Origin of the sequence: Pseudomonas sp. DCB_BI (genome assembly GCF_026240995.1) — a bacterium.
GTDB lineage: Bacteria > Pseudomonadota > Gammaproteobacteria > Pseudomonadales > Pseudomonadaceae > Aquipseudomonas.
Window position 1 is genome coordinate 167,414 of sequence record NZ_JAPFCG010000004.1, and the last position, 20,961, is coordinate 188,374.

Annotated in this window: 21 protein-coding genes and 1 pseudogene; 6 read left to right on the top strand and 16 right to left on the bottom strand. The window is 63.3% G+C overall.

The genetic code is table 11. The features are described from left to right. Nucleotides 1-46: 46 nt before the first annotated feature. From OO258_RS06255 to OO258_RS06300, 10 genes and pseudogenes are all read right to left on the bottom strand, one after another. Nucleotides 47-868, bottom strand: coding sequence for a Ku protein (locus OO258_RS06255; RefSeq protein WP_266029261.1), 822 nt, complete (start codon nucleotides 866-868; stop codon nucleotides 47-49). Between the two features lie 93 nt (nucleotides 869-961). Then, nucleotides 962-1,549 carry a nucleosidase gene (locus OO258_RS06260; protein ID WP_266029262.1) on the bottom strand — a complete coding sequence of 196 codons (588 nt, stop codon included), beginning with the start codon at nucleotides 1,547-1,549 and terminating at the stop codon, nucleotides 962-964. Nucleotides 1,550-1,605: 56 nt separating this feature from the next. Continuing rightward, nucleotides 1,606-2,712: a carboxylate-amine ligase gene (locus tag OO258_RS06265; RefSeq protein WP_266029263.1), complete on the bottom strand. Its 1,107-nt coding sequence runs from the start codon at nucleotides 2,710-2,712 to the stop codon at nucleotides 1,606-1,608. Nucleotides 2,713-2,717: 5 nt separating this feature from the next. After that, on the bottom strand, nucleotides 2,718-3,671 hold the full coding sequence (locus OO258_RS06270) for a class I SAM-dependent methyltransferase (RefSeq protein ID WP_266029264.1): 954 nt from the start codon (nucleotides 3,669-3,671) through the stop codon (nucleotides 2,718-2,720). Further along, nucleotides 3,671-5,002 (bottom strand): iron-containing redox enzyme family protein, encoded by a 1,332-nt coding sequence (locus OO258_RS06275; protein WP_266029265.1) that lies wholly within the window; start codon nucleotides 5,000-5,002, stop codon nucleotides 3,671-3,673. Before OO258_RS06275 ends, OO258_RS06270 begins: the two co-directional genes overlap by 1 nt. A gap of 20 nt (nucleotides 5,003-5,022) precedes the next feature. Then, nucleotides 5,023-5,220, bottom strand: coding sequence for a hypothetical protein (locus tag OO258_RS06280; RefSeq protein WP_110745408.1), 198 nt, complete (start codon nucleotides 5,218-5,220; stop codon nucleotides 5,023-5,025). Between the two features lie 57 nt (nucleotides 5,221-5,277). After that, a pseudogene (locus tag OO258_RS06285) lies at nucleotides 5,278-5,397 on the bottom strand (KGG domain-containing protein); the annotation flags it as partial. Nucleotides 5,398-5,601: 204 nt separating this feature from the next. Next, nucleotides 5,602-6,885: an NTP/NDP exchange transporter gene (locus OO258_RS06290; protein WP_266029266.1), complete on the bottom strand. Its 1,284-nt coding sequence runs from the start codon at nucleotides 6,883-6,885 to the stop codon at nucleotides 5,602-5,604. A 4-nt stretch (nucleotides 6,886-6,889) separates the two neighbouring features. After that, nucleotides 6,890-7,798 carry an aldo/keto reductase gene (locus OO258_RS06295; protein WP_266029267.1) on the bottom strand — a complete coding sequence of 303 codons (909 nt, stop codon included), beginning with the start codon at nucleotides 7,796-7,798 and terminating at the stop codon, nucleotides 6,890-6,892. A gap of 89 nt (nucleotides 7,799-7,887) precedes the next feature. Further along, a complete protein-coding gene (locus OO258_RS06300) occupies nucleotides 7,888-8,751 on the bottom strand; it encodes a Dyp-type peroxidase (RefSeq protein ID WP_110745412.1) in 864 nt (287 codons plus the stop codon). Between the two features lie 184 nt (nucleotides 8,752-8,935). Here OO258_RS06300 and OO258_RS06305 point away from each other — a divergent pair, with 184 nt between their 5' ends. Beyond that, nucleotides 8,936-9,829 (top strand): bile acid:sodium symporter family protein, encoded by an 894-nt coding sequence (locus tag OO258_RS06305; RefSeq protein ID WP_266029268.1) that lies wholly within the window; start codon nucleotides 8,936-8,938, stop codon nucleotides 9,827-9,829. 525 nt (nucleotides 9,830-10,354) lie between these two features. Here OO258_RS06305 and OO258_RS06310 read toward each other — a convergent pair. Further along, a complete protein-coding gene (locus OO258_RS06310; protein ID WP_266029269.1) occupies nucleotides 10,355-11,116 on the bottom strand; it encodes a YdcF family protein in 762 nt (253 codons plus the stop codon). Between the two features lie 136 nt (nucleotides 11,117-11,252). Beyond that, the gene (locus OO258_RS06315; RefSeq protein ID WP_110746037.1) at nucleotides 11,253-11,567 is read right to left on the bottom strand and encodes a hypothetical protein; all 315 of its coding nucleotides are present in this window, start codon (nucleotides 11,565-11,567) and stop codon (nucleotides 11,253-11,255) included. Nucleotides 11,568-11,794: 227 nt separating this feature from the next. Here OO258_RS06315 and leuS point away from each other — a divergent pair, with 227 nt between their 5' ends. The 5 genes from leuS to OO258_RS06340 all read left to right on the top strand — a co-directional run bounded on the left by leuS (nucleotide 11,795) and on the right by OO258_RS06340 (nucleotide 17,809). Next, on the top strand, nucleotides 11,795-14,401 hold the full coding sequence (gene leuS, locus OO258_RS06320; RefSeq protein ID WP_266029271.1) for a leucine--tRNA ligase: 2,607 nt from the start codon (nucleotides 11,795-11,797) through the stop codon (nucleotides 14,399-14,401). A gap of 61 nt (nucleotides 14,402-14,462) precedes the next feature. Further along, nucleotides 14,463-15,068 carry an LPS assembly lipoprotein LptE gene (gene lptE / locus OO258_RS06325; protein ID WP_266029272.1) on the top strand — a complete coding sequence of 202 codons (606 nt, stop codon included), beginning with the start codon at nucleotides 14,463-14,465 and terminating at the stop codon, nucleotides 15,066-15,068. A gap of 39 nt (nucleotides 15,069-15,107) precedes the next feature. Further along, entirely contained in the window at nucleotides 15,108-16,145 is a 1,038-nt protein-coding gene (gene holA, locus OO258_RS06330) for a DNA polymerase III subunit delta (protein WP_266029273.1), read from the top strand. A 122-nt stretch (nucleotides 16,146-16,267) separates the two neighbouring features. Next, nucleotides 16,268-16,432 (top strand): alternative ribosome rescue factor ArfA, encoded by a 165-nt coding sequence (arfA, locus tag OO258_RS06335; RefSeq protein WP_003257578.1) that lies wholly within the window; start codon nucleotides 16,268-16,270, stop codon nucleotides 16,430-16,432. A 60-nt stretch (nucleotides 16,433-16,492) separates the two neighbouring features. After that, a complete protein-coding gene (locus OO258_RS06340; protein ID WP_266029274.1) occupies nucleotides 16,493-17,809 on the top strand; it encodes a lytic murein transglycosylase in 1,317 nt (438 codons plus the stop codon). Between the two features lie 122 nt (nucleotides 17,810-17,931). Here OO258_RS06340 and OO258_RS06345 read toward each other — a convergent pair whose 3' ends face one another. From OO258_RS06345 to OO258_RS06360, 4 genes are all read right to left on the bottom strand, one after another. Beyond that, the gene (locus OO258_RS06345) at nucleotides 17,932-18,870 is read right to left on the bottom strand and encodes a S66 peptidase family protein (RefSeq protein ID WP_266029275.1); all 939 of its coding nucleotides are present in this window, start codon (nucleotides 18,868-18,870) and stop codon (nucleotides 17,932-17,934) included. A 110-nt stretch (nucleotides 18,871-18,980) separates the two neighbouring features. Next, nucleotides 18,981-19,997 carry a lipoyl synthase gene (gene lipA / locus OO258_RS06350; RefSeq protein WP_003249742.1) on the bottom strand — a complete coding sequence of 339 codons (1,017 nt, stop codon included), beginning with the start codon at nucleotides 19,995-19,997 and terminating at the stop codon, nucleotides 18,981-18,983. Nucleotides 19,998-19,999: 2 nt separating this feature from the next. Then, the gene (gene lipB / locus OO258_RS06355) at nucleotides 20,000-20,647 is read right to left on the bottom strand and encodes a lipoyl(octanoyl) transferase LipB (RefSeq protein WP_266029276.1); all 648 of its coding nucleotides are present in this window, start codon (nucleotides 20,645-20,647) and stop codon (nucleotides 20,000-20,002) included. After that, the gene (locus OO258_RS06360) at nucleotides 20,647-20,922 is read right to left on the bottom strand and encodes a DUF493 domain-containing protein (protein WP_110746030.1); all 276 of its coding nucleotides are present in this window, start codon (nucleotides 20,920-20,922) and stop codon (nucleotides 20,647-20,649) included. The genes lipB and OO258_RS06360 overlap by 1 nt, the downstream gene beginning before the upstream one ends. Nucleotides 20,923-20,961 lie beyond the last annotated feature (39 nt).

The window sequence follows — 20,961 nt, forward strand, 5'->3', positions numbered from 1 at the left end:
CCACAGGTCAGCCGGAGCGCAAGGCGCCCCGGTAATCGCCCGGGGACTAGGAGGCCTTGCGGGCCTTCTTCGCCGGTTTCTTGCCACCGAGGCTGCGCTTGAGCAGTTCGGTGAGGTCGAGGATATCCGCACCTTTGTCCGAGCCACCCGCTTCGCCCTTCTCCACGGTCTCGATCTTGCCCTTGCTGGCCTTCTCTTCCACCAGATCCATGATGGTCTGGCGGAAAGCGTCATGGTAATTCTCGGGCTGCCAGGACCCGCTCATGTCCTCCACCAGTCGCTTGGCCATGTCCAGCTCGCGCTTCTCCACCTTGGTGTCGGTCACGCTACTGTCCAGTTCCAACGACTCCAGCCCGCGCACTTCGTCCGGCCAGCGCAGGGTAATCATCACCAGCGCATCTTCCAGCGGCCGCAGCAGCGCCAGGTGCTGGCGGGTGTGCAGCACCACGGTGGCCAGCGCCACCTTGCCGGTCTTTTGCAATGTTTCGCGGAGCAAGGCATACACCTTGCCGCCACGCCGGTCGGGCGTCAGGTAGTACGGCGTATCGAAATGCTGTAGCGGGATCTCGCTGGCGTCGACGAAGGAAAAGATATCGATCGTTTGCGTCGCTTCGGGCCGGGCCTTGCGGATTTCTTCCTCGCTGATCACCACATAGCGGCCTTTCTCGAACTCCACGCCTTTGACGATGTTGTCCTTGTCGATGTCCTTGCCGCTCACCTTGTTGATCCGTTTGTAACCCACTGGCTCCATGCTGCGCTTGTCGAGCCAGTCGAAATCCACACGCTCGCTGCGTACGGCGGTATTGAGGGCTACGGGGATATGCACGAGGCCAAAGCTGATGGCGCCTTTCCAGATTGCACGAGCCATGACGCTGCTCCAGGGTTGCCTGCCGATACCAGAAGTGACTGCGGCAAGCCACGAAGGTTTAGCTGCCCTGCCCTACGGCAACGCCGCCCGTGATCAAACCTCGCTGAACAGCACCCGCCTGAACGCTTCGGCGGCCAGATGCACCTGCACCGCCCAATCCCCTGCCGCCTCGCTGCCGGCATCGTCAGAAATGTATTTCAGGCACACGAACGGAATGCCTTCGCCGCGTGCGATCAACGCCAGCACATAGGCTTCCATGTCCACCACGTCATAAGGGGCGTCGCCATGGTTGACCTCGAAGCTGTCGCCGCTGCCGCAGGTCTCCAAGGCCAGGCCAGGAATGGCCGCGCCGTGTTCCAGCACCACCGGGATGTCCGACAGCGGCGTCTCGTAACGGGCAAAGCCCAAAGGCGTCACATCCATGTCGCGCTGCACGAAACGGTTGCAGCACACCACCGAACCCTTACCGTGGCGCTGGCTGCCAGCAGAGCCCAAATTGACGATCAGCCTGGGCTTGTGAACCGCGATGGCCTTGGTCAGGGCGATGGCAGCATTGACCTTGCCGATACCGGTGAACACGGTGTTGAGCGCCTGGAAAACATCGCCTGCTTCGGCTTCGAGGGCGAAGACGAACAATGTGTCATCCAGGGAAATGTCGGGGAATTGCTTGATCAGCATCATGGAGCAGGTGTTTCCGAATGGCTGCAATGGGCGCGGTCATTGTCGGCCAACGCCGCCTAATTGCAAGCCCCGGCGGCCACCACGGCGTGCAGTGCCTGCGCCTTGCCCAGCCCGTCAGCGCCGGCCTGTGCCAGGCACTGCAACTGCAGGTCGGCATGAGTGCCATTGCGCAGCAGTTCACGGGCATGCTGGCAGGCGCGCTCGGCGTCGGCGCTATCGATGGGAACCTGCTCCTGCAACTGGGCCAGCCAGCCCTCGGCTGTGACCGGCTGCTGCTCGTGCGTGCCGATGAACTGCCCACGGCGCCCATGACGCATTGCGCGCCAATAATTTTCTTGGGCAACCCAACGCAACTCGCGGTTGCAGGCGGCCGGTTGATGACGGTGGTTGATGCTGTGCTCCACCAGGTGGCGGAAAAGTGCGGCGATGCATAAAGCATCTTCCAGGTGAGGGCAGCCATCGCAAATGCGCAATTCAACCGTCGGGTAGCGTCGCGAGGGGCGAATCGCCCACCAGAAATCGCCCTTCTCTGCCATCGCACCTGTGCGTTGCAACAGTGCGCGGTAACGTTGGTATGCGCCCCAGTCCGGCAGCGCTTCGGGCAAGCCCATGTGCGGCCACTCCCCGCAAATTACCCGGCGATAGCTCATATAGCCGGTGCTCCGACCCTGCCATAAAGGTGATGAGGTACTCAGCACCAGCAACAGCGGGAGCCAGCCCAGCAACCGGTTGATCAGCTGCATGCGGTCGCAGCCGGGCCCTACGCCCACGTGCACATGCAGGCCATTGAGCAAGCTACGCCGCGCCACGTGGCCGTAGTCATCGAACAACTGCTGGTAGTGGGCCGATGCAGCAGGCCGCTGTCTTAGCCAGTCGGCATTGGGGTGGCTGGCTGCGGCGTACAGCCCCAAACCCTCCTCGGCCAATGCCGAGCGCAGCGCGCAGCGGCCGTGCTGGAAGAATTCGCGCGCCTCGTACAGGTTGGCGAACACTGGCGATGCAACCTCGATCTGGCTACGGAACATTTCCTGGGCAAAATACTGCCCCATCACTTCGCGACAGCGGCCGATCAGCGTTGGCGAGGGCGCGGCCTTTACGCGTCCGGAGGCCAAGCTGACGAGCAGGTATTCTTCCTCGATACCGAACGTACAGCGCTCAACCATGGGGCTCAGCCGATACGGGTAACGGTGAGCGCAACGGCAGCGATGCGTTCGACCTGCTCATAGCCGCGCTCGGCCAGTTGCTCGCCGAACACGTCCGGGTCGACTTCGCGATACACCCACGACCAATCAGGCCCGGCCAGGCGTAGGCGGATGGCTTCAAGCAAGGCGTCACGCCCATCGACCACCGCCACGCCGGTATACAACAGCAACGACCCGCCTGGGCTGAGCCGTTCACGTGCTTGTTCGACGATACGCAGGGACAGCTCGGCCCCCAGGGTGCCACCGCCATGCCGGTAGGTCCGCTCGCCAGCATCGAGCATGTAGGGGGGATTGGCGACGATCAGGTCGAATGTGCCAGTAACGCCGTCGAGCAAGTTACTGGGCTCCACGGACACATTGCTCACGCCCGCCAATGCTGCGTTTATGGCGGTATAGCGCAGCGCCAACGGGTTGATGTCCACGGCACTGACTTGGGCATGTTGCGCGCCGCGGGCAATCAGCAAGGCGCCGATACCGGTACCACAGCCAATATCGACCGCATGCTCTACGCGCTTGGGACTGGTTTGCATATGCGCGTGAATGACTTGGGCAAAGCGGTAGCTGTCCGGGCCAAAAAACACCGCGTCTGTGGCGTCAGTCGGATAGGCTGAATGCACGAGCAACAAATCATCCAGCGTGGACCAGCGCACTGTGCTTCGCAACAGGTCGCCCTGCGCGGCAAGCACCCCGGCACGCTGTAACTGGCCCAGTTCATCGCTGGAGACAAGCCCGGGAGCGAACGGCCGACTCCAGCCGAATACATCGCGCAGCGTATGTGCATGCTGGCCTGCACGGCGAGCAATGACGCGGGCATGGGTGGCAGGTGTCACACAGGTAAACCGATAACCATCGGCGCGCAGCCGCTTGCCCAGTTGCAGTAGTGCCTGGTCGGTCGCGAGTTGCTGCGGGTCAAGCATCATCAGCGAGCGCCCTCCTGAATCATACCTGTGGCACGCAGGTAGGCACGGGTAGCACGCAGACCTTCAGGCGCCGCGTGCCGATTGCCGGACATCCTTTCGATCAGGTTATCGATATCAGGCTCGGCGCTTTCGTCAGACATCTCGTCAGGCGTTAGCGCGACTTCCCAGCTGCCGGGCAGCACTCGCCTGATGCGCGACTGCCAGCCTGCCGCAATCCAGTCGTGCCACAGCTGTTTTTCATAGGGGGTAAACACCCCGTACATGGGTGCGGACGGGCCTTCCACAAGCTTCCACCAACGGCTCTGGGCCGGGTCTTCACCGCGGCGAATCCAGCCTTGTGCCTGCAACGCTTGCAGAAACCGTGGCATGGCGCCAGGTTCGGCCAACCACTGGTTGATCGTGCGCCCCTGCAGCCGGCAGCGGTCAGAGTGCATGAACTGGCCAAATGGGCGCTTGTGCTCCAAGGCCTGGATCAACGCCGCCTCAAGATCGAAGCAGCTGATCAGGTGCGGTGTGTCGATGCCCAGATCATTCAAGCGATACCCCAGCCGCACGCGCCGATAAAAGCCGCGAGGGTCGTCGGCCGGGCAGAGCTGGCGCAGGGCCTGGATCGAGAGGTAGGCGTGGCCGCTGGCGGCGTTGTCGATGGTGGCGTGCAATTGAAAATACTGGCCATCGATACCCAGTTCGGCGAGCTCGTAGGTAGTAATCAGTAAATGCAGTGGCGGCTGCTCGTAGCCGAGGTTGTAGCCGATCACCTCTGGCAGGAACTGGTCACCGTAGAGCCCAAGTGCAAGTTGTACCGAACCTTGTAGATAGCGGTCGTCCTCGAGCTGCAACTGCTCCAGGCAGCCCAGCCGGCTCATCAGGCGTTGGTAGATCAGCACATGGTTGCAGCGTGGGTCGCCACTGCCAAGCTCTTCGAGATAAGTGCGAATCAGGCCGTGGTAGCGTGGGTCATGCCAATGGCGCAGTGCACTATGTAGCCATGCACCATCCACTGCCTTGGTCGGCGCTACTTGCTGCAAAAACCACAACGCCTGGGCGCGCGTTGCAAAATACCGGCGCGGTTCGCCTTGGTGGCGCTCCTCAAGGTAGGCAGCATAAGCTAGCGCTACGTCTGCGGCGTGACGGGCACTCCAGGCTTCAAGATGCGCGGGGTTGGCAGGCAGGTCATCCGGCAGGTGCCTGGCCTGCTCCAGCTGTTCGTTCAACCACTCGACGCTGACCCTGTCACTGCCTTCAAGCAACGCGTCATAGCGCTGCTGCAGGCCTGGCCCATTTGGCGTGGCCGATACCATCGCAGCAGTCTTGCGGGTCATGACCGTCATGCCGAGTTCCTCATGCACGTTTACTGGCTGGGTTTCTGCCCAGGCATCGGTTCAGGATCGGGTGCAGGTTGTGGGGCGGGCTTGTCGTCGGGTTGCTGCATCTGCAGGGACGGCTTGCTGGGGTCGGCATCCTTGGCCGGGTGGTCGTTATCGCGGTCAAAACAGCCGCCAAGCAAGGTAAGGGCGCCCATCAGGGCTAGCAGGGGTGTCAATCGCATACTGTCCTCCAGCGCGGGAAATTGCAGTGCCGGTTACCCGGCACTGCATGGCCTCACTTACGAGCGGCCGCCTTTGCGGCTTGATTCACTGCTCTGGCTGCCACCGGAGTGCTGGCCGCCTTTACGGCCTGCCTCGGAGGCTTTTTCGCGGTCATTGGCAAAGTTGCCTGGGTTTTTGGTACCGCCCTGGCTGCCTTGTTGATTGCCGGTACGGCTGTTCTCTTTGTTGGCCATGGTCGCAAACCTCATATGACTTCGGAGTGCACGGCTTGACTGCCGTACACTTGTTCGGAGTTCGCACATATGGCGGGATTCGTTTTATTGCGAAGGGTTCGGACCGGTGGCATTAAATAAGCGGCCACGCCATATTTGGTGCGCTGTTCAGTCGCGCGACTGGCTGTCAAGGCGCGCCTGACGACGGCCAAGCCAGCCGCCGGTAGCGGCCCAGCCCAGGGCCAGAAACGCACCGATGAACATTGCCAACTGGGGGTGATCGCCCAGCACGTCCAGGGCACGCTTGACCCAGCCGCTGAGGGCGTCTGCGCCCCGGTAGACCACGGTGTCGATGAAGTTCTTGGCTTTGTACTTGTCCTCGGTAGGCAGCACGGTGAACAGCATCTCGCGCCCCGGCCGCACCAGCGCGTATTCCCCGGCGCGGCGTACCACCATCACCACCACGAACACGGCAAACACCGGGGCCAGTGCCAGCCACAGGAAGCCCGCGGTCATTACCAGTGGTACCGCGACCAGCAAAACCCCTACCCCCAACCGCCGGGCCAGGCGCCCGGTAAGAAACACCTGGGTCAGGATGGCCAGGGCCTGTACCACGCTGTCGATCAGGCCGAAAACCTGGGTTTGCCGGGTGCGGTCGGTGAAGGTTTCGCTGACGATGCGCGCCTGCTCGAAATACAGGAAAGTACTGACGCTGGCCAGCAGCACCACGAACAGACCAATGCCCAGCAGATAAGGCGAACGCGCTACCGCGGTTGCCCCGGCGAAGGGGTTGCCGCCCAAGGGCCGCGAGTCGGGGCGCAGGGCTTGCTCCGGCAATGGTTGCCGCGCACGCCAGCGTTGCAGGAACAGCGCCGCGCCGATACTGCCAAGCAGAAAGGCCGCCGCCAGGAGCAGCAGCCCGGCATGGCCCAACGGCGCCACCAGCAGGGTGCCAAGAATGGGGCCGCTGAGCCCGCCCAGACTTGCCCCGGCCGCCAGCAAGCCGAACAGGCGCTTGCCTTGGGCCGTGGAAAACAGGTCGGCCAGCACGCTCCAGGCCAGCGAGATGGTCAGCAGATTGAACACCGACAGCCATATGTAGAATGCCCGGGCGGTCCACAGGTCATCCGCCTCGCGGGAAAACAGCCCGGCGAACAACAGCAGGTTGCTGGCGAAAAAACCATAGGTCCACGGCAGGATATACCGGCGTTGTACCCGCGACGCCAGCCAGCCGAACAGCGGCAAGCACGCCAGCGTGGCGATGAAGGTACCGCTGAACAGCCATTGCAGGTTCTCCACGCCACCGGCAACGCCCATGGTCTCGCGCACCGGGCGCAACATGAAGTAGCCGGTGAACAACAGGTAGAACAGCAGCAAGCCGGCGACTACCGCCGCACCCTCGCCGGGCTGAATGTTCAGCCCGTGCTCAAGGCGCCGCCGCCAGGCTGTCATCGGGTCACGCGAACTGCTTGATCAGCGCCTGCTGCTGCGCCGGGGTGAGCATCGGCCCTTGCCCGGCCTTGAGCTGGTCAAGCTGGCGGTCGGGCCGACCGGTGGCAGGGATGACCGTGGTTACTGCAGGGTGGCTGATGGCGAACTTGAGAAACAGTTGCGCCCAGCTGCCGATGCCCATTTCGGCGGCCCAGCCGGGCAATGCCTGGTCCTTGACCCGAGCGAACAAGCGGCCGTCGTCGAAAGCCCGGTTGATCAGTACCGCGACGCCCTTGTCCTGGCACAGCGGCAGCAGTTCGCGGGCCGCGTCGGGCGCATTGACCGAGTAATTGATCTGGATGAAGTCCAGCGGCTCGTTACGCACGATACGGGCGACTTGGTCATGGCCACTGTTCAGGTAGTGGGTGATCCCGACATAACGGGTCTTGCCCTGCTGCTTCAGCTCGCGGGCATAGGGCAGCTGGGTCTGCCAGTCGCGCAGGTTGTGGATTTGCAGCAGGTCGACCTTGTCGGTACGCAGGCGCCGGAGGCTGTCGGCCCACTGCGCCTGGGCGTCGGCCGGGCTGTCGGCAGCGATTTTGGTGGCAATGAAGCACTGCTGGTGCCAGCCACCCTCCTCCAGCAACTGGCCCAGAATGCTGTCGGCGCCGCCGTAGTTCGGCGAGGTATCGATCACCCGGCCCCCGCCTTCGAAAAACGCCTTGAGCACCGCTTTCAATTGCTGGTAAGCGGCCGAGCCGGCGGGTACCTCGAAGCTACCGGACGTACCAGCGCCAATCACCGGCAAAGCTTCACCCGTGGACGGCACCTTGCGGGTCAGCAACGCCGCCGGTGTGGCGGCGTACAGCCAAGGGGTCGCAGCCAGCAGGCCCAAGGTGGCACCGGCGCGTAGGACATCACGACGTGCGTACATGGAAAAGCTCCCGTCATGAATCGGAAACTTTCAAGGCTAGCCGCTCTATTCCGCGCCGCTGTGGGTTTATGTATCTGAATGTTTATTGATCAGGCCTGAAGCAGCTGGCTCAGGTCGACAGCTGCCTCGCCCATGGGTGGACACCAGTAATAGCCACCGGTCAATGGACGGCTGAAGCGGTAGAGGCCATCGATGATGCCGTCCTCCAGGCCGCTCATCCGCCGCAGTTGCACTTCGAACGCATCGAAGCTGTGGCCCAGGGCCACGAACGCCAGGCCGGCGCCGCGCTGGTCGGCCCAGGACACCGAACGACGGACCATGAACGCCTCGGGTTCGAAGCTTTCCTGCGCAGTGCGCTTGACGTGGGCGGACTCTGGGGCGTCTTCGAGTTCTTCGTTGTCGCTCAGGCGGCGGCCGATGATGTTGTCCTGGTCAGCCTGGGGCAGCGACTTGAAGTACTCCAGGTCGTGTTTCCACAGCTGGAATGCGGCGAAGCTGGAGCCATCGGCGGCAATGGCCGCCTGCTCGGCGTCTTCATCCACCGGGTTTTCGGTGCCGTCTTCATAGCCAGTCAAGTCACGGCCGCCACGGTGGAGGAAGCCCTCGACGCTGTCGGCCAGGCGCAGGGCTGGTGCCAGCGTGTGCTCCAGGGCCTGGGCGCGCAACAGCAGGTCGCCCCGCTCGTTACCGCGCAGCCACAGCCACAGGGCGTGTTGCGTGCTTGGGTTCTCCACTGCGGCATCCAGCAGCGGGAAAACCCGCAAGCCTGGGACATCACGGCCCAGGGCCCTGGCCAGCGGCGCACCGATGCCGAGGATCAGCTGTAGGCCATCTACCTGCGGCAGCAAGGCATCCAGGGCGGCAGGCAACGCTTCGGGCGACTGCAGGGAGAAGAACAGGTGGCGGGCGTGGGCCGGCACCGGTTTGGCAAGCAGACCTTGCTGGAACGGCATGACAGGCTAATCCTTGGTAAAAACGCGAATGCTACTGTGCCAGCAGGCCTGCCGCAACGCGGCGTACGGCCTCATTGGTCGCTGTGGTTGGTAACAACTGGTTACCAAGAGCTGGCCATTTGCGATTAGCACTGAATCAGCGGCGACCTACACTGCTCGGGATACTTCGTCCGAGAGTCCGCTCATGACCGCCTCGCCACTGCTCACCGCTGTACTGCCGCTTGCCTTGGGCATCATCATGCTCGGCCTTGGCTTGTCGCTGACCTTGGCCGACTTCGCGCGCGTGGCGAAGTACCCTAAACCGGTGGTGGTGGGCCTGGCCTGTCAGATCCTGCTGCTGCCGCTGGTGTGCTTCCTGATCGCCAACGGCTTCGGTCTGGCGCCGGCCCTGGCAGTGGGGATGATGCTGCTGGCCGCCTCGCCGGGGGGGACCACGGCCAACCTGTTCAGCCACCTGGCCCAGGGTGACGTGGCGTTGAACATCACCCTGACGGCGGTCAATTCGCTGATCGCGATCCTGACCATGCCGCTGCTGGTGAACCTGTCGCTGGGCTGGTTCATGGCTTCGGACCAGGCCATCCCGCTGCAGTTCGCCAAGGTCATGCAGGTGTTCGCGATTGTGCTGCTGCCCGTGGCGCTGGGCATGCTGGTTCGCCATTTCGCCCCTGGGTTTGCCGCACGGATGGAAAAACCGATGAAGCTGGTAGCAGCGCTGTTCCTGGCCTTTACCATCGTCCTCGCCCTGGCCAAGGACTGGCAGACTGTCGTCGAGTACGCACCGGTGGTGGGGCTGGCGGCTTTGCTGTTCAACCTGCTGAGCCTGACGGTGGGCTACTGGGTGCCGCGCTTGCTGCACATTCCCAAGCGCCAGGCCATCGCCATCGGCATGGAGATTGGCATTCACAACGGGACGCTGGCGATTGCCCTGGCGTTGAGCCCTTCGTTGCTGAACAACCCGACTATGGCGGTGCCGGCGGCGCTTTACAGCCTGATCATGTTCTTCACCGCCGCTGTGTTCGGCTGGTGGGTCTGCCGTGGGCATGCGGCGGCGCAGCCAAAGGTTGAAACCCTCAATTGACGTTGCTGGTTACCCGGTGGAAGCAACTGTCTTGCTCAATTTCTAGAATCTAGCGCAATCCCTGTGGGAGCGGGCTTGTCCCGCGAACACGGGCGAAGCCCGTGCCATCCACCGTGTTGGATTCTTCGCGGGGCAAGCCCGCTCCCACAGGTACCCCCGCTGGCTTGAGGCTGATGCAGTACCTGGGGAACAACTGGCTTGCTCAATTCTAGAATCTAGCGCAATCACTGTGGGAGCGGGCTTGAGGATGATGCAGTACCTGGGGAAACAACTGGCTTGCTCAATTTCTAGAATCTAGCGCAATTGGACTGTGGGAGCGGGCTTGTCCCGCGAACACGGGCGAAGCCCGTGCCATGCCCCGTGTTGGATTCTTCGCGGGGCAAGCCCGCTCCCACAGCTACCCCGCAGGCTTGAGGCTGATGCAGTACCTGGGGAAACGACCTGCTTGCTCAATTTCTAGAAGCTAGCGCGCACCCTGTGGGGGCGGCCTTGGGTCGTGACTGGGCCGCAAAGCGGCCCTGGGAATCAATAGAACAGCCAGTACCCCACCAACCCCGCCACCTCATTCAGCAACTGCCCGCTCTGCCACATGGCCCGGCTCTCTGGCAGCAACCCGCCAAACGGCCTGGCATGCTCGCGTCCGAGGAACCCAACCGGCGCCGGCACCACCTCGAACCCCGCCTGCTCAAAGCTCCAGCGCGAACGCTGCATGTGCCAGGCCTGGGTTACCACCACCACCCGGCGAATCCCCGCCGGCTGCAGCAGCTTGGCCGTCAGCTGGGCATTCTCCCAAGTCGTGCGGCTGGCCTCCTCGCGCCACTTCACCTGAACAGCAAAATCCTCATGCAGGCGATCAGCCATCAACTGCGCCTCGCTCGGCGGGGTGCCGTAATGCAACCCACCGCTGGTCAGCACCGGCAACCCTGAAGCCTTGGCCAGTCGCGCGGCAAAGCGCATGCGCTCCAGCGCCGTGGCGGTGGGCTGGTCACTACCACCCCAGGCCGGGTCACCACGCTCGCGCCCCGCACCCAGCACCACGATGGCATCCGCGCGGCTCGCCAGCCCCGCCCAGTCGCTGACAGCCAACGGCGGCTCGGTCTCCAGCACCCGGGCGGTTTCCTGCACCACCAGCGGCAGGCTCATGAGCCACAGGCCTCCCAGCCCCAGGGCAAAGCACAGCGCCGCCAGCCGTGGCCGCCGCGCACGCAACCACCACGCGGCAAGCAGCAGCAAGAACAGGATGCCCGGCGGCATCAACCATTGTTTCAGGAAGAATCGAATCGGCATTGGCCACAGCTCCTTGGCAGGCGTGCAGCCTAGAGGGATCGACGCCGGTCAACAAGGGTTTGACCGGCGCCAATCGTGAGCTGTGATGATATTGAAGAACCGGCGCGCGATGGCCTGCGCCTGGCATCCTGAACGGCTAGCGATGTGGCAGCGTCCTGGATCTCGCCGTGCTGGCGGGGCGTTTCTTGTCCTTGAGCCAGATGATCTTGGCTGATGTCGGCTCCGCTTGTGGGTAACTGCCGACAGCGACATTCTGGCGCTCCGGAAGTGAATCCAGGTAGGCCTTGATCACTTCGAACTCTGCGTGGCTCAACCCACGCAACTCCAGCTCGGCTGGCATCTCGTCGCGCAATCGCACCGAGGTCCTGGCCGTTTCCAGTGCCAGGCCGAGCCGGTCGATCAGGCGCTCGTAAAGCTCCGGTCTGATTACGGGTAGCTGCGTCTCTCCCATCCGTTCACCTCATTGAAGATAAGAATATCTCCCCCCACACCTGAGCTTAGCGTCGATGCAAAAAGCAGCCGCGTGCCGCGACCAGCGGCCATTCGCAACGAAGGTTTCCCACGATGCGCGGCGCTGCTGTATGCTACGGCGTTCACTCTAAACGACACCGGAGTGCCGGACGCAGCGAGGTTCCGCTGCCTGGAACAAGGTCTCTTCCCTCTCAGCAAAAAGTAGCCATGCACGAACAATACACGCCCCGTGATATCGAAGCCGCCGCCCAGAACTTCTGGGACGAGCAACAATCGTTCGCTGTTACCGAACAGCCAGGCAAAGACACCTACTATTGCCTGTCGATGTTCCCGTACCCGAGCGGCAAGCTACACATGGGCCACGTGCGCAACTACACCATCGGTGACGTGATTGCCCGCTATCAGCGCATGCTGGGCAAGAACGTACTGCAGCCGATGGGCTGGGACGCTTTCGGCATGCCCGCGGAAAACGCGGCGATGAAGAACAACGTCGCCCCGGCCAAGTGGACGTACGAAAACATCGACTACATGAAGACCCAGCTCAAGAGCCTGGGCCTTGCCATCGACTGGGCACGTGAAGTCACCACCTGCAAGCCCGACTACTATCGCTGGGAGCAGTGGCTGTTCACCCGCCTGTTCGAAAAGGGCATCATCTACCGCAAGAACGGTACGGTGAACTGGGACCCGGCGGACCAGACCGTACTGGCCAACGAACAGGTCATCGACGGCCGTGGCTGGCGTTCGGGCGCGCTGATCGAGAAGCGCGAAATCCCGATGTACTACTTCCGCATCACCGATTACGCCGACGAGCTGCTGGAAAGCCTCGACGAGCTGCCGGGCTGGCCTGAGCAGGTCAAGACCATGCAGCGCAACTGGATCGGCAAGTCGCGCGGCATGGAAGTCCAGTTCCCGTACGACCAGGCCAGCATCGGCCACGAAGGCACCCTCAAGGTCTTCACCACCCGTCCCGACACGCTCATGGGCGCCACCTACGTCGCCGTCGCCGCCGAGCACCCGCTGGCCACCCAGGCCGCCCAGGGCAACCCGGCGCTGCAGGCGTTCATCGACGAGTGCAAGAGCGGCAGCGTCGCCGAAGCCGACATGGCCACCCAAGAGAAGAAGGGCATGGCCACTTCCCTGCTGGTGGAACACCCACTGACCGGCGAGAAGCTGCCGGTTTGGGTCGCCAACTACGTGCTGATGCACTACGGCGATGGCGCCGTGATGGCAGTACCCGCCCACGACGAGCGCGACTTCGAGTTCGCCCACAAGTACAACCTGCCGGTCAAGGCCGTGGTGCGCACCAGCGCTGGCGATGAAGTCGGCAGCGAGTGGCAGGACGCCTACGGCGAGCACGGGCAGCTGATCAACTCCGCCGAGTTCGACGGCCTGGATTTCGCCGGCGCCTTCGACGCCATCGAAGCAGCCCTGATCCGCAAGGAACTGGGCAAATCGCGCACCCAGTTCCGCCTGCGTGACTGGGGCATCAGCCGCCAGCGCTACTGGGGCTGCCCGATCCCGATCATCCACTGCCCGTCCTGCGGCGACGTGCCGGTGCCGGAAGACCAGCTGCCGGTTACCCTGCCAGAAAACGTGGTGCCAGATGGCGCTGGTTCGCCACTCGCGCGCATGCCGGAATTCTACGCATGCAGCTGCCCGAAATGCGGCACTGCGGCCAAGCGCGAAACCGACACCATGGACACCTTCGTCGAGTCGTCCTGGTACTTCGCCCGCTACGCTTCGCCGAACTACGAAGGTGGCATGGTCGACCCGAAAGCGGCCAACCACTGGCTGCCGGTCGACCAGTACATCGGTGGTATCGAACACGCCATCCTGCACCTGCTGTACGCGCGCTTCTTCCACAAACTGATGCGTGACGAAGGCCTGGTCACCTCCAACGAGCCGTTCAAGAACCTGCTGACCCAGGGCATGGTGGTCGCCGAAACCTACTACCGTGTAGCCAGCAACGGCGGCAAGGACTGGTTCAACCCGGCCGATGTCGAAATCGAGCGCGATGCCAAGGCCAAGATCATTGGTGCCCGCCTGAAGACCGACGGCCTGCCGGTGGAAATCGGCGGCACCGAGAAGATGTCGAAGTCCAAGAACAACGGCGTCGACCCGCAGTCGATGATCGACCAGTACGGTGCCGACACCTGCCGTCTGTTCATGATGTTCGCCTCGCCACCTGACGCGAGCCTGGAGTGGTCCGACTCCGGCGTCGAAGGCGCGAGCCGCTTCCTGCGCCGCGTCTGGCGCCTGGCCCAGGCCCATGTTGCCCAAGGCCTGCCGGGCCAGCTGGATGTCGCCGCCCTGGACGACGCGCAGAAGGTCATCCGCCGCGCTATCCACGCAGCCATCAAGCAAGCCAGTACCGATGTCGGCCAGTTCCACAAGTTCAACACCGCCATCGCCCAGGTGATGACCGTGATGAACGTGCTGGAAAAGGCTCCACAAGCCACTGCACAGGACCGCGCCCTGCTGCAGGAAGGCCTGGAGGCCGTGACCCTGCTGCTGGCGCCGATCACTCCGCACATCTCTCACGAGCTGTGGCAGCAACTGGGCCACCAGCAGGCCGTGATCGACGCCGCCTGGCCGGCTGTCGACGAAGCCGCCCTCGTGCAGGACACCGTCACCCTGGTGGTGCAGGTCAACGGCAAGCTGCGTGGCCAGGTCGAAATGCCGGCCGCCGCCAGCCGTGAAGAAATCGAAGCCGCGGCGCGCAGCAACGAGAATGTCCTGCGCTTCATCGATGGCCTGACCATCCGCAAGGTCATCGTGGTGCCGGGCAAGCTGGTCAACATCGTCGCCAACTGATGGCAACGCCCGCCCGCAGCCAATGCGGGCGGGCGGAACAGGCCCACAAGGGAGCAACAACATGATCAAACGCAATTTGCTGGTAATCGGCCTGGCGGTCATGCTCAGCGCCTGCGGTTTCCAGCTGCGCGGCACCGGCTCCACCGAGCTGAGCGTGAAGGAAATGGACGTCAGCGCACGCAACGCCTACGGCCCGACCGTGGTTCAGCTGCGCGAAGTACTGGAGCGTAGCGGCGTCAACGTGCACGCCGGCGCACCTTACCGTCTGGTGCTGACCAACGAGCAGGAGCGCGAGCGCTCGGCTACCTACAGCAGTGGCAACCGTACCGCCGAGTACGAGCTGACCACAGTGCTGGACTACAGCATCCAGGGCCTGAACAACCTGGAGCTGATGAGCGACAAGCTTGAAGTGCGCAAGATCTACCTGCGTGACGGCTCGAACATCACCGGTTCCGAGCAGGAAGCTAGCCGTGCGCGTGAAGAAATGCGCCGCGACCTGGTCAATGCCATGGTCGTGCGCCTGCAGATGCTGAGCCCCTCTCAGCTGGATGAGCTGCAGCGTAAAGCCGACGAGCGTGCCAAGGCCGAAGCCGACGCGCTGGAGGCTGCGCGCCGCCAGCAGGCCGAAACGCCTCAGCAGTCGCCACTGGAAGTTCCGGGCAACTAAGCCCGAGCGGGGCGCCCTTGGGCGCCCCGCCTGCTCCCCATGAAGCTCGCCCCCGCCCAACTCAACAAGCACCTGCAAGGCGCCCTGGCCCCTGTCTACGTGGTCAGCGGCGACGACCCGCTGCTGTGCCAGGAAGCCGCTGACGCCATTCGCAATGCCGCGCGCCAGCAAGGTTTTGACGAACGCCAGGTATTCAGTGCCGACGCCAACTTCGACTGGGGCACCCTGCTCCAGGCGGGCGCCAGCCTGTCGCTGTTCGCCCAGCGCCGCCTGCTGGAACTGCGCCTGCCCTCCGGCAAGCCCGGCGACAAGGGCGCCGCTGCGCTGATGGAATACTGCGCCAACCCTGCCGAAGACACCCTGCTGCTGGTCAGCCTGCCCAAGCTCGACGGCAGTGCACAGAAGACCAAGTGGGGCAAGTCGTTGATCGAAGGCGCCCATTGCCAGTTCATCCAGATTTGGCCGGTGGACGCGCAGCAGCTACCACAGTGGATCAACCAGCGCCTGCAACAGGCTGGCCTGTCCGCGCAACGTGACGCCGTCGACCTGATTGCTGCACGTGTGGAAGGCAACCTGCTGGCTGCCGCGCAGGAAATCGAAAAGCTCAAGCTGCTGGCCGAAGGCAGCCAGATTACCGTGGAAACCGTACAGGCCGCTGTCGCCGACAGCGCCCGTTTCGATGTCTTCGGCCTGGTCGACGCCATTCTGAACGGCGAAGCGGCGCACGCCCTGCGTATGCTTGAAGGTTTGCGCGGTGAAGGTGTGGAGCCGCCCGTCATCCTCTGGGCCTTGGCCCGCGAGCTGCGCCAGCTGGCGGGGCTAGCCCAGCAGTTCAGCCAAGGCGTGCCCCTGGACAAAGCGTTCAGCCAGGCCCGCCCGCCCATCTGGGACAAACGCCGACCGCTGGTCAGCAAGGCCCTGCAGCGCCTCTCGGCCCAGCGCTGGGCGCAACTGCTACAGGATGCCCAGCGCATCGATGCGCAGATCAAAGGGCAGGCAGAAGGTTCGCCCTGGGTTGGCCTGGCGCGGCTGTCGCTGTTGATGGCTGGTCAGCGCCTGGCCCTTCCTCCCGAGTAACTGGGGCACGCTCCACAGGGTTACCAAGCCCAGGATCTCGACCATAAACACAATCAATTGGCTCCCCGGCAGCCCAAGCCCTACAGTGCGCCCCGAACCCCACCCAACCCGGGAACACCGCCATGAGCAAAAAGCCGAAAAAGCACGGCCCCAACAAGGCCAAGTCGATCATCGCCCAACCGCTGTTCCGCTGCCGCCAGGAACAGCCGAACAAGGGCAAAGGCAGCTACCGCCGCGAAGCCTTCCAATCGAGAGATTGGGAGGCTTCTTACTTTTTGGCTGCATGAAAGCATCGCAAGCGCAGGCATGGTATGGTCTTCATCTGACCTGCAATTCTGGATCTGTGCATGCTCTTCCGTCTTCTCCCCCGTTGGGAAACCCGCCAGCTGATCGCCGCCTCCAGCTTCATCCTGCTGGTTGCCTGCGCGGAAAAACCCACTGCCGCCGACGCGCTGCCGCTGGCCCCAGCCCAACCCGCTCCAGTGGTGACCGTGCCCGGCACAACGCCCGACGTCAGCACTGAAATCCAGCCTCTGCAAACCTTCGCGCAATGGCAGGCAGGCTTCCGTCAGCAGGCTCTCCAAGCCGGTATTTCGCCGAGTACCTTCGACCGCGCGTTCCTTGGTGTCACTCCAGACCTGGACGTGATCAAGGCCGACCGCAGCCAGCCGGAGTTCACCCGCCCGGTGTGGGAATACCTTGAAGGTGCGCTTTCGCCGCTGCGCGTGCGCAACGGCAAAAAACTGCTGGAGCAGAATGCCGAGTTGCTGACAAGCCTTGAGCAACGCTATGGCGTCGACCGCCAGGTGCTGGTCGCGGTATGGGGCATGGAAAGTAACTTCGGCCAGTTCCAGGGCAACAAGTCGGTGATCCGCTCGCTGGCGACCCTGGCCTACGAAGGCCGCCGCCCGCAATTCGCCCAGGACCAGCTGATCGCGGCCCTGCAGATCATCCAGCATGGCGACATCCAGCCAGAGGCCATGCGTGGCTCGTGGGCCGGCGCCATGGGCCAGACCCAGTTCATCCCGACCACCTATAACACCCATGCCGTGGACTTTGACGGCGATGGTCGCCGCGATATCTGGAACAGTACCCCGGACGCCCTGGCGTCGACTGCCCACTACCTGCAGAGCTCGGGCTGGAAGCGTGGTCAGCCATGGGGCTTCGAGGTACAAGTGCCCGCTGGGTTCGATTTCTGGCAAGCCGATGGGGCACTGCGCAAACCGGTCAGCGAATGGCTGGCGATGGGTGTGAAGCTGCCTGCAGGTACTCAGCTGCCGCCGGGTAGCAATCAGCTGCCTGCGGCCCTGCTGTTGCCAGCGGGCGCCCGAGGCCCGGCGTTCCTGGTGCTGGACAACTTCCGCGCCATCCTCAAGTACAACAACTCATCGTCCTATGCCCTGGCCGTCAGCCTGTTGGGAGACCGCTTCAGTGGCTGGGGCTTCATCGCCGGCAGCTGGCCCAAGGAAGACCTGCCGCTCAGCCGCAGCGAGCGTATGGAGTTGCAGAACTTGTTGAACAGCCGCGGCCATGAGGCGGGTAATGCCGATGGCATTATCGGTGCCAATACCCGCAAGGCCATCCGCAATGCCCAGCAGGGTCTGGGCTGGCCGGCCGATGGCTACCCAACCCACAAGCTGCTCGAGAGCCTGCGTAGCCAATAAGAATGCCGGGGGGGGGGGCGCGTTGCGCCCCTTTCGCGACACAAGGCCCTTCCCAGCTAAGAATGCGATCTGCTGCGCAACCGGCCTTGCGTCGTGATGGGCTGCAAAGCAGCCCGGGTACCTCAAGCCTTGAACAGATCCTGCTCCAGCACCAGGCTCTGCTGAACACTGTCCAGCCTTACCCTAGCCCCCAACGGCAGGCACACATTCGGGTCGCAGTGCCCACTGCGCCACCCCGCCAGCACCGGCACCCCCAGCGGCGCGAAGATATCTTTCAGCAACGGCGCCAAAGCCGCCGTGGTAATACCGGCAAAGTCGCCCACCAGTACGCCCTTCACGCCCTCCAGCTTGCCGGCCAGGCGCAATTGGGTCAGCAGCCGGTCCACCCGGTACAACGGCTCGTTGACGTCCTCGATGAACAGGATGCAGCCTTGGGTATCCAGCTCGGCGGGCGTCCCCATGGTCGCACCCAGCATCGACAGGTTGCCACCGAGCAGCGGGCCGCTGGCCACGCCCGGTAATACACTGCTCAAGGCATAGTCCGCCGGGTGCACGATCTGCTCGCCCGCGCGCAGATGCCCACCCAGCTGCGCCAGCAACGACGACTCCGTCGGTGGCAACTTGGCCCCTAGCAGATCCGCATTGAGCATCCCGCCATGGAAGGTGAGTAACCCGGCGTGCCGGTAAATCGCCGCGTGCAACGCAGTGATGTCGCTATAGCCGATCAGCGGCTTGGGGTTGCGCCGGATCAGCGCGAAGTCGAGCTGATCGAGCAGGCGCATGCTGCCATAGCCGCCACGCATGCACAGGATGGCGTCGATGGCCGGCTCGGCAAAGGCATCATGCAGGTCCCGCAGGCGCTGCTGGTCTGGCCCCGCCAGGTAGCCCTGGGCCTGCAGGGCGCCTGGGTAAATCCGGCAACGGTAGCCACGGTCAGCGAACCACTGGCTTACCTTGTGCGTGTCCAGCCGCGCCGAGCCTGCCGGCGCAATGATCGCGAAGCAGGCATCCTTCGGGATCGCCCTGGGCAAAAGTACGTGAACAGTATCGACACAATTCATCATGCAGCTCCAGACTTCTTCTCGCTCGTAGCTTATGGCTTGTGGCCCGCAAAAAAAAATGCCGATGCTGCCTTTTCGGCAAGCATCGGCATTTGTGCTTCAGCCCAGGCTCAGAGCTTGATCTTGGCTTCGTGCGCCTGCTGGTCGGCGTGGTACGAAGAACGTACCAGAGGGCCCGATGCGACGTTCTTGAAGCCCATCTTGTAACCTTCCTCGGCGAACCAGGCGAAGGTGTCGGGGTGGACAAATCGCTGCACCGGCAGGTGGCTGCGCGAAGGCTGCAGGTACTGGCCGAGGGTGAGCATGTCGATGTCATGCTCACGCATGCGGTGCATCACTTCGATCACTTCCTCGTCGGTTTCGCCCAGGCCGAGCATCAGGCCCGACTTGGTGGGCACATGCGGTACCAGCTGCTTGAATTTCTGCAGCAGGTCCAGCGACCAGTCGTAGTCCGACCCCGGACGCGCAGCCTTGTACAGGCGCGGTACGGTCTCAAGGTTGTGGTTGAACACATCCGGCGGCTCTTGCGCGGTAATTTCCAGCGCAACGTCCATACGGCCACGGTAATCCGGCACCAAGGTTTCCAGCTGGACACCAGGCGACAGCGCGCGGATTTCGCGGATGCAGTCGGCAAAGTGCTGGGCGCCGCCGTCGCGCAAGTCGTCGCGGTCCACCGAAGTGATCACCACATACTTCAGGCGCAGGTCGGCGATGGCGACCGCCAGGTTTTTCGGCTCGTCCAGATCCAGCGGCTTCGGCCGGCCATGGCCAACGTCGCAGAATGGGCAACGACGGGTACAGATGTCACCCATGATCATGAAAGTGGCAGTACCACCAGAGAAACACTCGCCCAGGTTCGGGCAGGATGCCTCTTCGCAAACGCTGTGCAGCTTGTGCTTGCGCAGCAACTGCTTGATACGGTCGACCTCGGGCGATACCGGGATACGCACGCGGATCCAGTCGGGCTTTTTCGGCAGCTCGTCTGTAGGGATGATCTTTACCGGGATGCGCGCGACCTTGTCGGCGCCACGCAGCTTGACCCCAGCTTCCACCTTCTTTGGCGCTGGGCGCGGGGTGGCATCCTGGGTGGGTATCAGGTTCGGCACGGCTTCTTGCACAGTTGTCATATTCAGTCGATTCCGCCCGTGAGGGTCGTCTGCTCAGCGTAGTCGAGGTGCTTGACCAGCTGTCCGCGCAGCCTTGTCCTGACCTCGTCGAGTTCGATCGGGCCTGCCAGGTCACGCAGCTGGGTCATCGCCAGCCCCGCATAACCGCAGGGGTTGATTCGGCGGAATGGCGCAAGGTCCATGTCCACGTTCAGGGCAAGGCCGTGGAACGAACGGCCATTGCGAATTCGCAGGCCGAGGGAGGCGATTTTCGCTCCATCGACATAGACGCCTGGGGCGTCGGGCTTGGCAGAAGCCTGCACGGCGTAGCTGCTGAGCAGATCAACGAGGCTCTGCTCGATACGGCTGACCAGCTCACGCACGCCAAAGCCCAGACGGCGTACATCCAGCAGCAGGTAGGCCACCAGCTGCCCGGGGCCATGGTAGGTCACCTGGCCGCCGCGGTCGGTCTGCACCACCGGGATGTCGCCCGGCACCAGCAGGTGCTCGGCCTTGCCGGCCTGGCCCTGGGTGAAGACTGCGGGGTGCTCGACCAGCCAGACTTCATCCTGGCTGTCCGGGGTGCGCTGCTCGGTAAAGCGACGCATGGCCTCCAGCACCGGTTCGTACGGCTGTAGGCCAAGCTCGCGAAAACCGAGGCAGGCGGACATCAAAGCACCATTTTCACGATGCCGGTAGCACGCAGGGCGCTATTGATATCGTGCAGCTGGTTCTCGCTTTCGGCAACGATGTGCAATTGCACCGTGGTGTACTTGCCTTCCTTGCTCTGGCGTTCAGCCAGGGTGGAAATGTCGACCTTGGCGTGCTTGCTGAGGATCTCGATCACCGTGTCCTTGAAGCCGACAACGGTATCGCCGATTACCTTGATCGGGTAATCGGCGCAGGGGAATTCGATCTTGTGCGACTTTACGTCTGGTTCGCTCATGGCGGAAACGGCCTCGTAAGCCGTGGCAACAACAAGGCC

Coding starts and splice junctions, on each gene's coding strand:
- OO258_RS06255 (WP_266029261.1), bottom strand. CDS start 868: ATGGCTCGTGCAATCTGGAAAGGCGCCATCAGCTTTGGCCTCGTGCAT.
- OO258_RS06260 (WP_266029262.1), bottom strand. CDS start 1,549: ATGATGCTGATCAAGCAATTCCCCGACATTTCCCTGGATGACACATTG.
- OO258_RS06265 (WP_266029263.1), bottom strand. CDS start 2,712: ATGGTTGAGCGCTGTACGTTCGGTATCGAGGAAGAATACCTGCTCGTC.
- OO258_RS06270 (WP_266029264.1), bottom strand. CDS start 3,671: ATGATGCTTGACCCGCAGCAACTCGCGACCGACCAGGCACTACTGCAA.
- OO258_RS06275 (WP_266029265.1), bottom strand. CDS start 5,002: ATGACGGTCATGACCCGCAAGACTGCTGCGATGGTATCGGCCACGCCA.
- OO258_RS06280 (WP_110745408.1), bottom strand. CDS start 5,220: ATGCGATTGACACCCCTGCTAGCCCTGATGGGCGCCCTTACCTTGCTT.
- OO258_RS06290 (WP_266029266.1), bottom strand. CDS start 6,885: ATGACAGCCTGGCGGCGGCGCCTTGAGCACGGGCTGAACATTCAGCCC.
- OO258_RS06295 (WP_266029267.1), bottom strand. CDS start 7,798: ATGTACGCACGTCGTGATGTCCTACGCGCCGGTGCCACCTTGGGCCTG.
- OO258_RS06300 (WP_110745412.1), bottom strand. CDS start 8,751: ATGCCGTTCCAGCAAGGTCTGCTTGCCAAACCGGTGCCGGCCCACGCC.
- OO258_RS06305 (WP_266029268.1), top strand. CDS start 8,936: ATGACCGCCTCGCCACTGCTCACCGCTGTACTGCCGCTTGCCTTGGGC.
- OO258_RS06310 (WP_266029269.1), bottom strand. CDS start 11,116: ATGCCGATTCGATTCTTCCTGAAACAATGGTTGATGCCGCCGGGCATC.
- OO258_RS06315 (WP_110746037.1), bottom strand. CDS start 11,567: ATGGGAGAGACGCAGCTACCCGTAATCAGACCGGAGCTTTACGAGCGC.
- leuS (WP_266029271.1), top strand. CDS start 11,795: ATGCACGAACAATACACGCCCCGTGATATCGAAGCCGCCGCCCAGAAC.
- lptE (WP_266029272.1), top strand. CDS start 14,463: ATGATCAAACGCAATTTGCTGGTAATCGGCCTGGCGGTCATGCTCAGC.
- holA (WP_266029273.1), top strand. CDS start 15,108: ATGAAGCTCGCCCCCGCCCAACTCAACAAGCACCTGCAAGGCGCCCTG.
- arfA (WP_003257578.1), top strand. CDS start 16,268: ATGAGCAAAAAGCCGAAAAAGCACGGCCCCAACAAGGCCAAGTCGATC.
- OO258_RS06340 (WP_266029274.1), top strand. CDS start 16,493: ATGCTCTTCCGTCTTCTCCCCCGTTGGGAAACCCGCCAGCTGATCGCC.
- OO258_RS06345 (WP_266029275.1), bottom strand. CDS start 18,870: ATGAATTGTGTCGATACTGTTCACGTACTTTTGCCCAGGGCGATCCCG.
- lipA (WP_003249742.1), bottom strand. CDS start 19,997: ATGACAACTGTGCAAGAAGCCGTGCCGAACCTGATACCCACCCAGGAT.
- lipB (WP_266029276.1), bottom strand. CDS start 20,647: ATGTCCGCCTGCCTCGGTTTTCGCGAGCTTGGCCTACAGCCGTACGAA.
- OO258_RS06360 (WP_110746030.1), bottom strand. CDS start 20,922: ATGAGCGAACCAGACGTAAAGTCGCACAAGATCGAATTCCCCTGCGCC.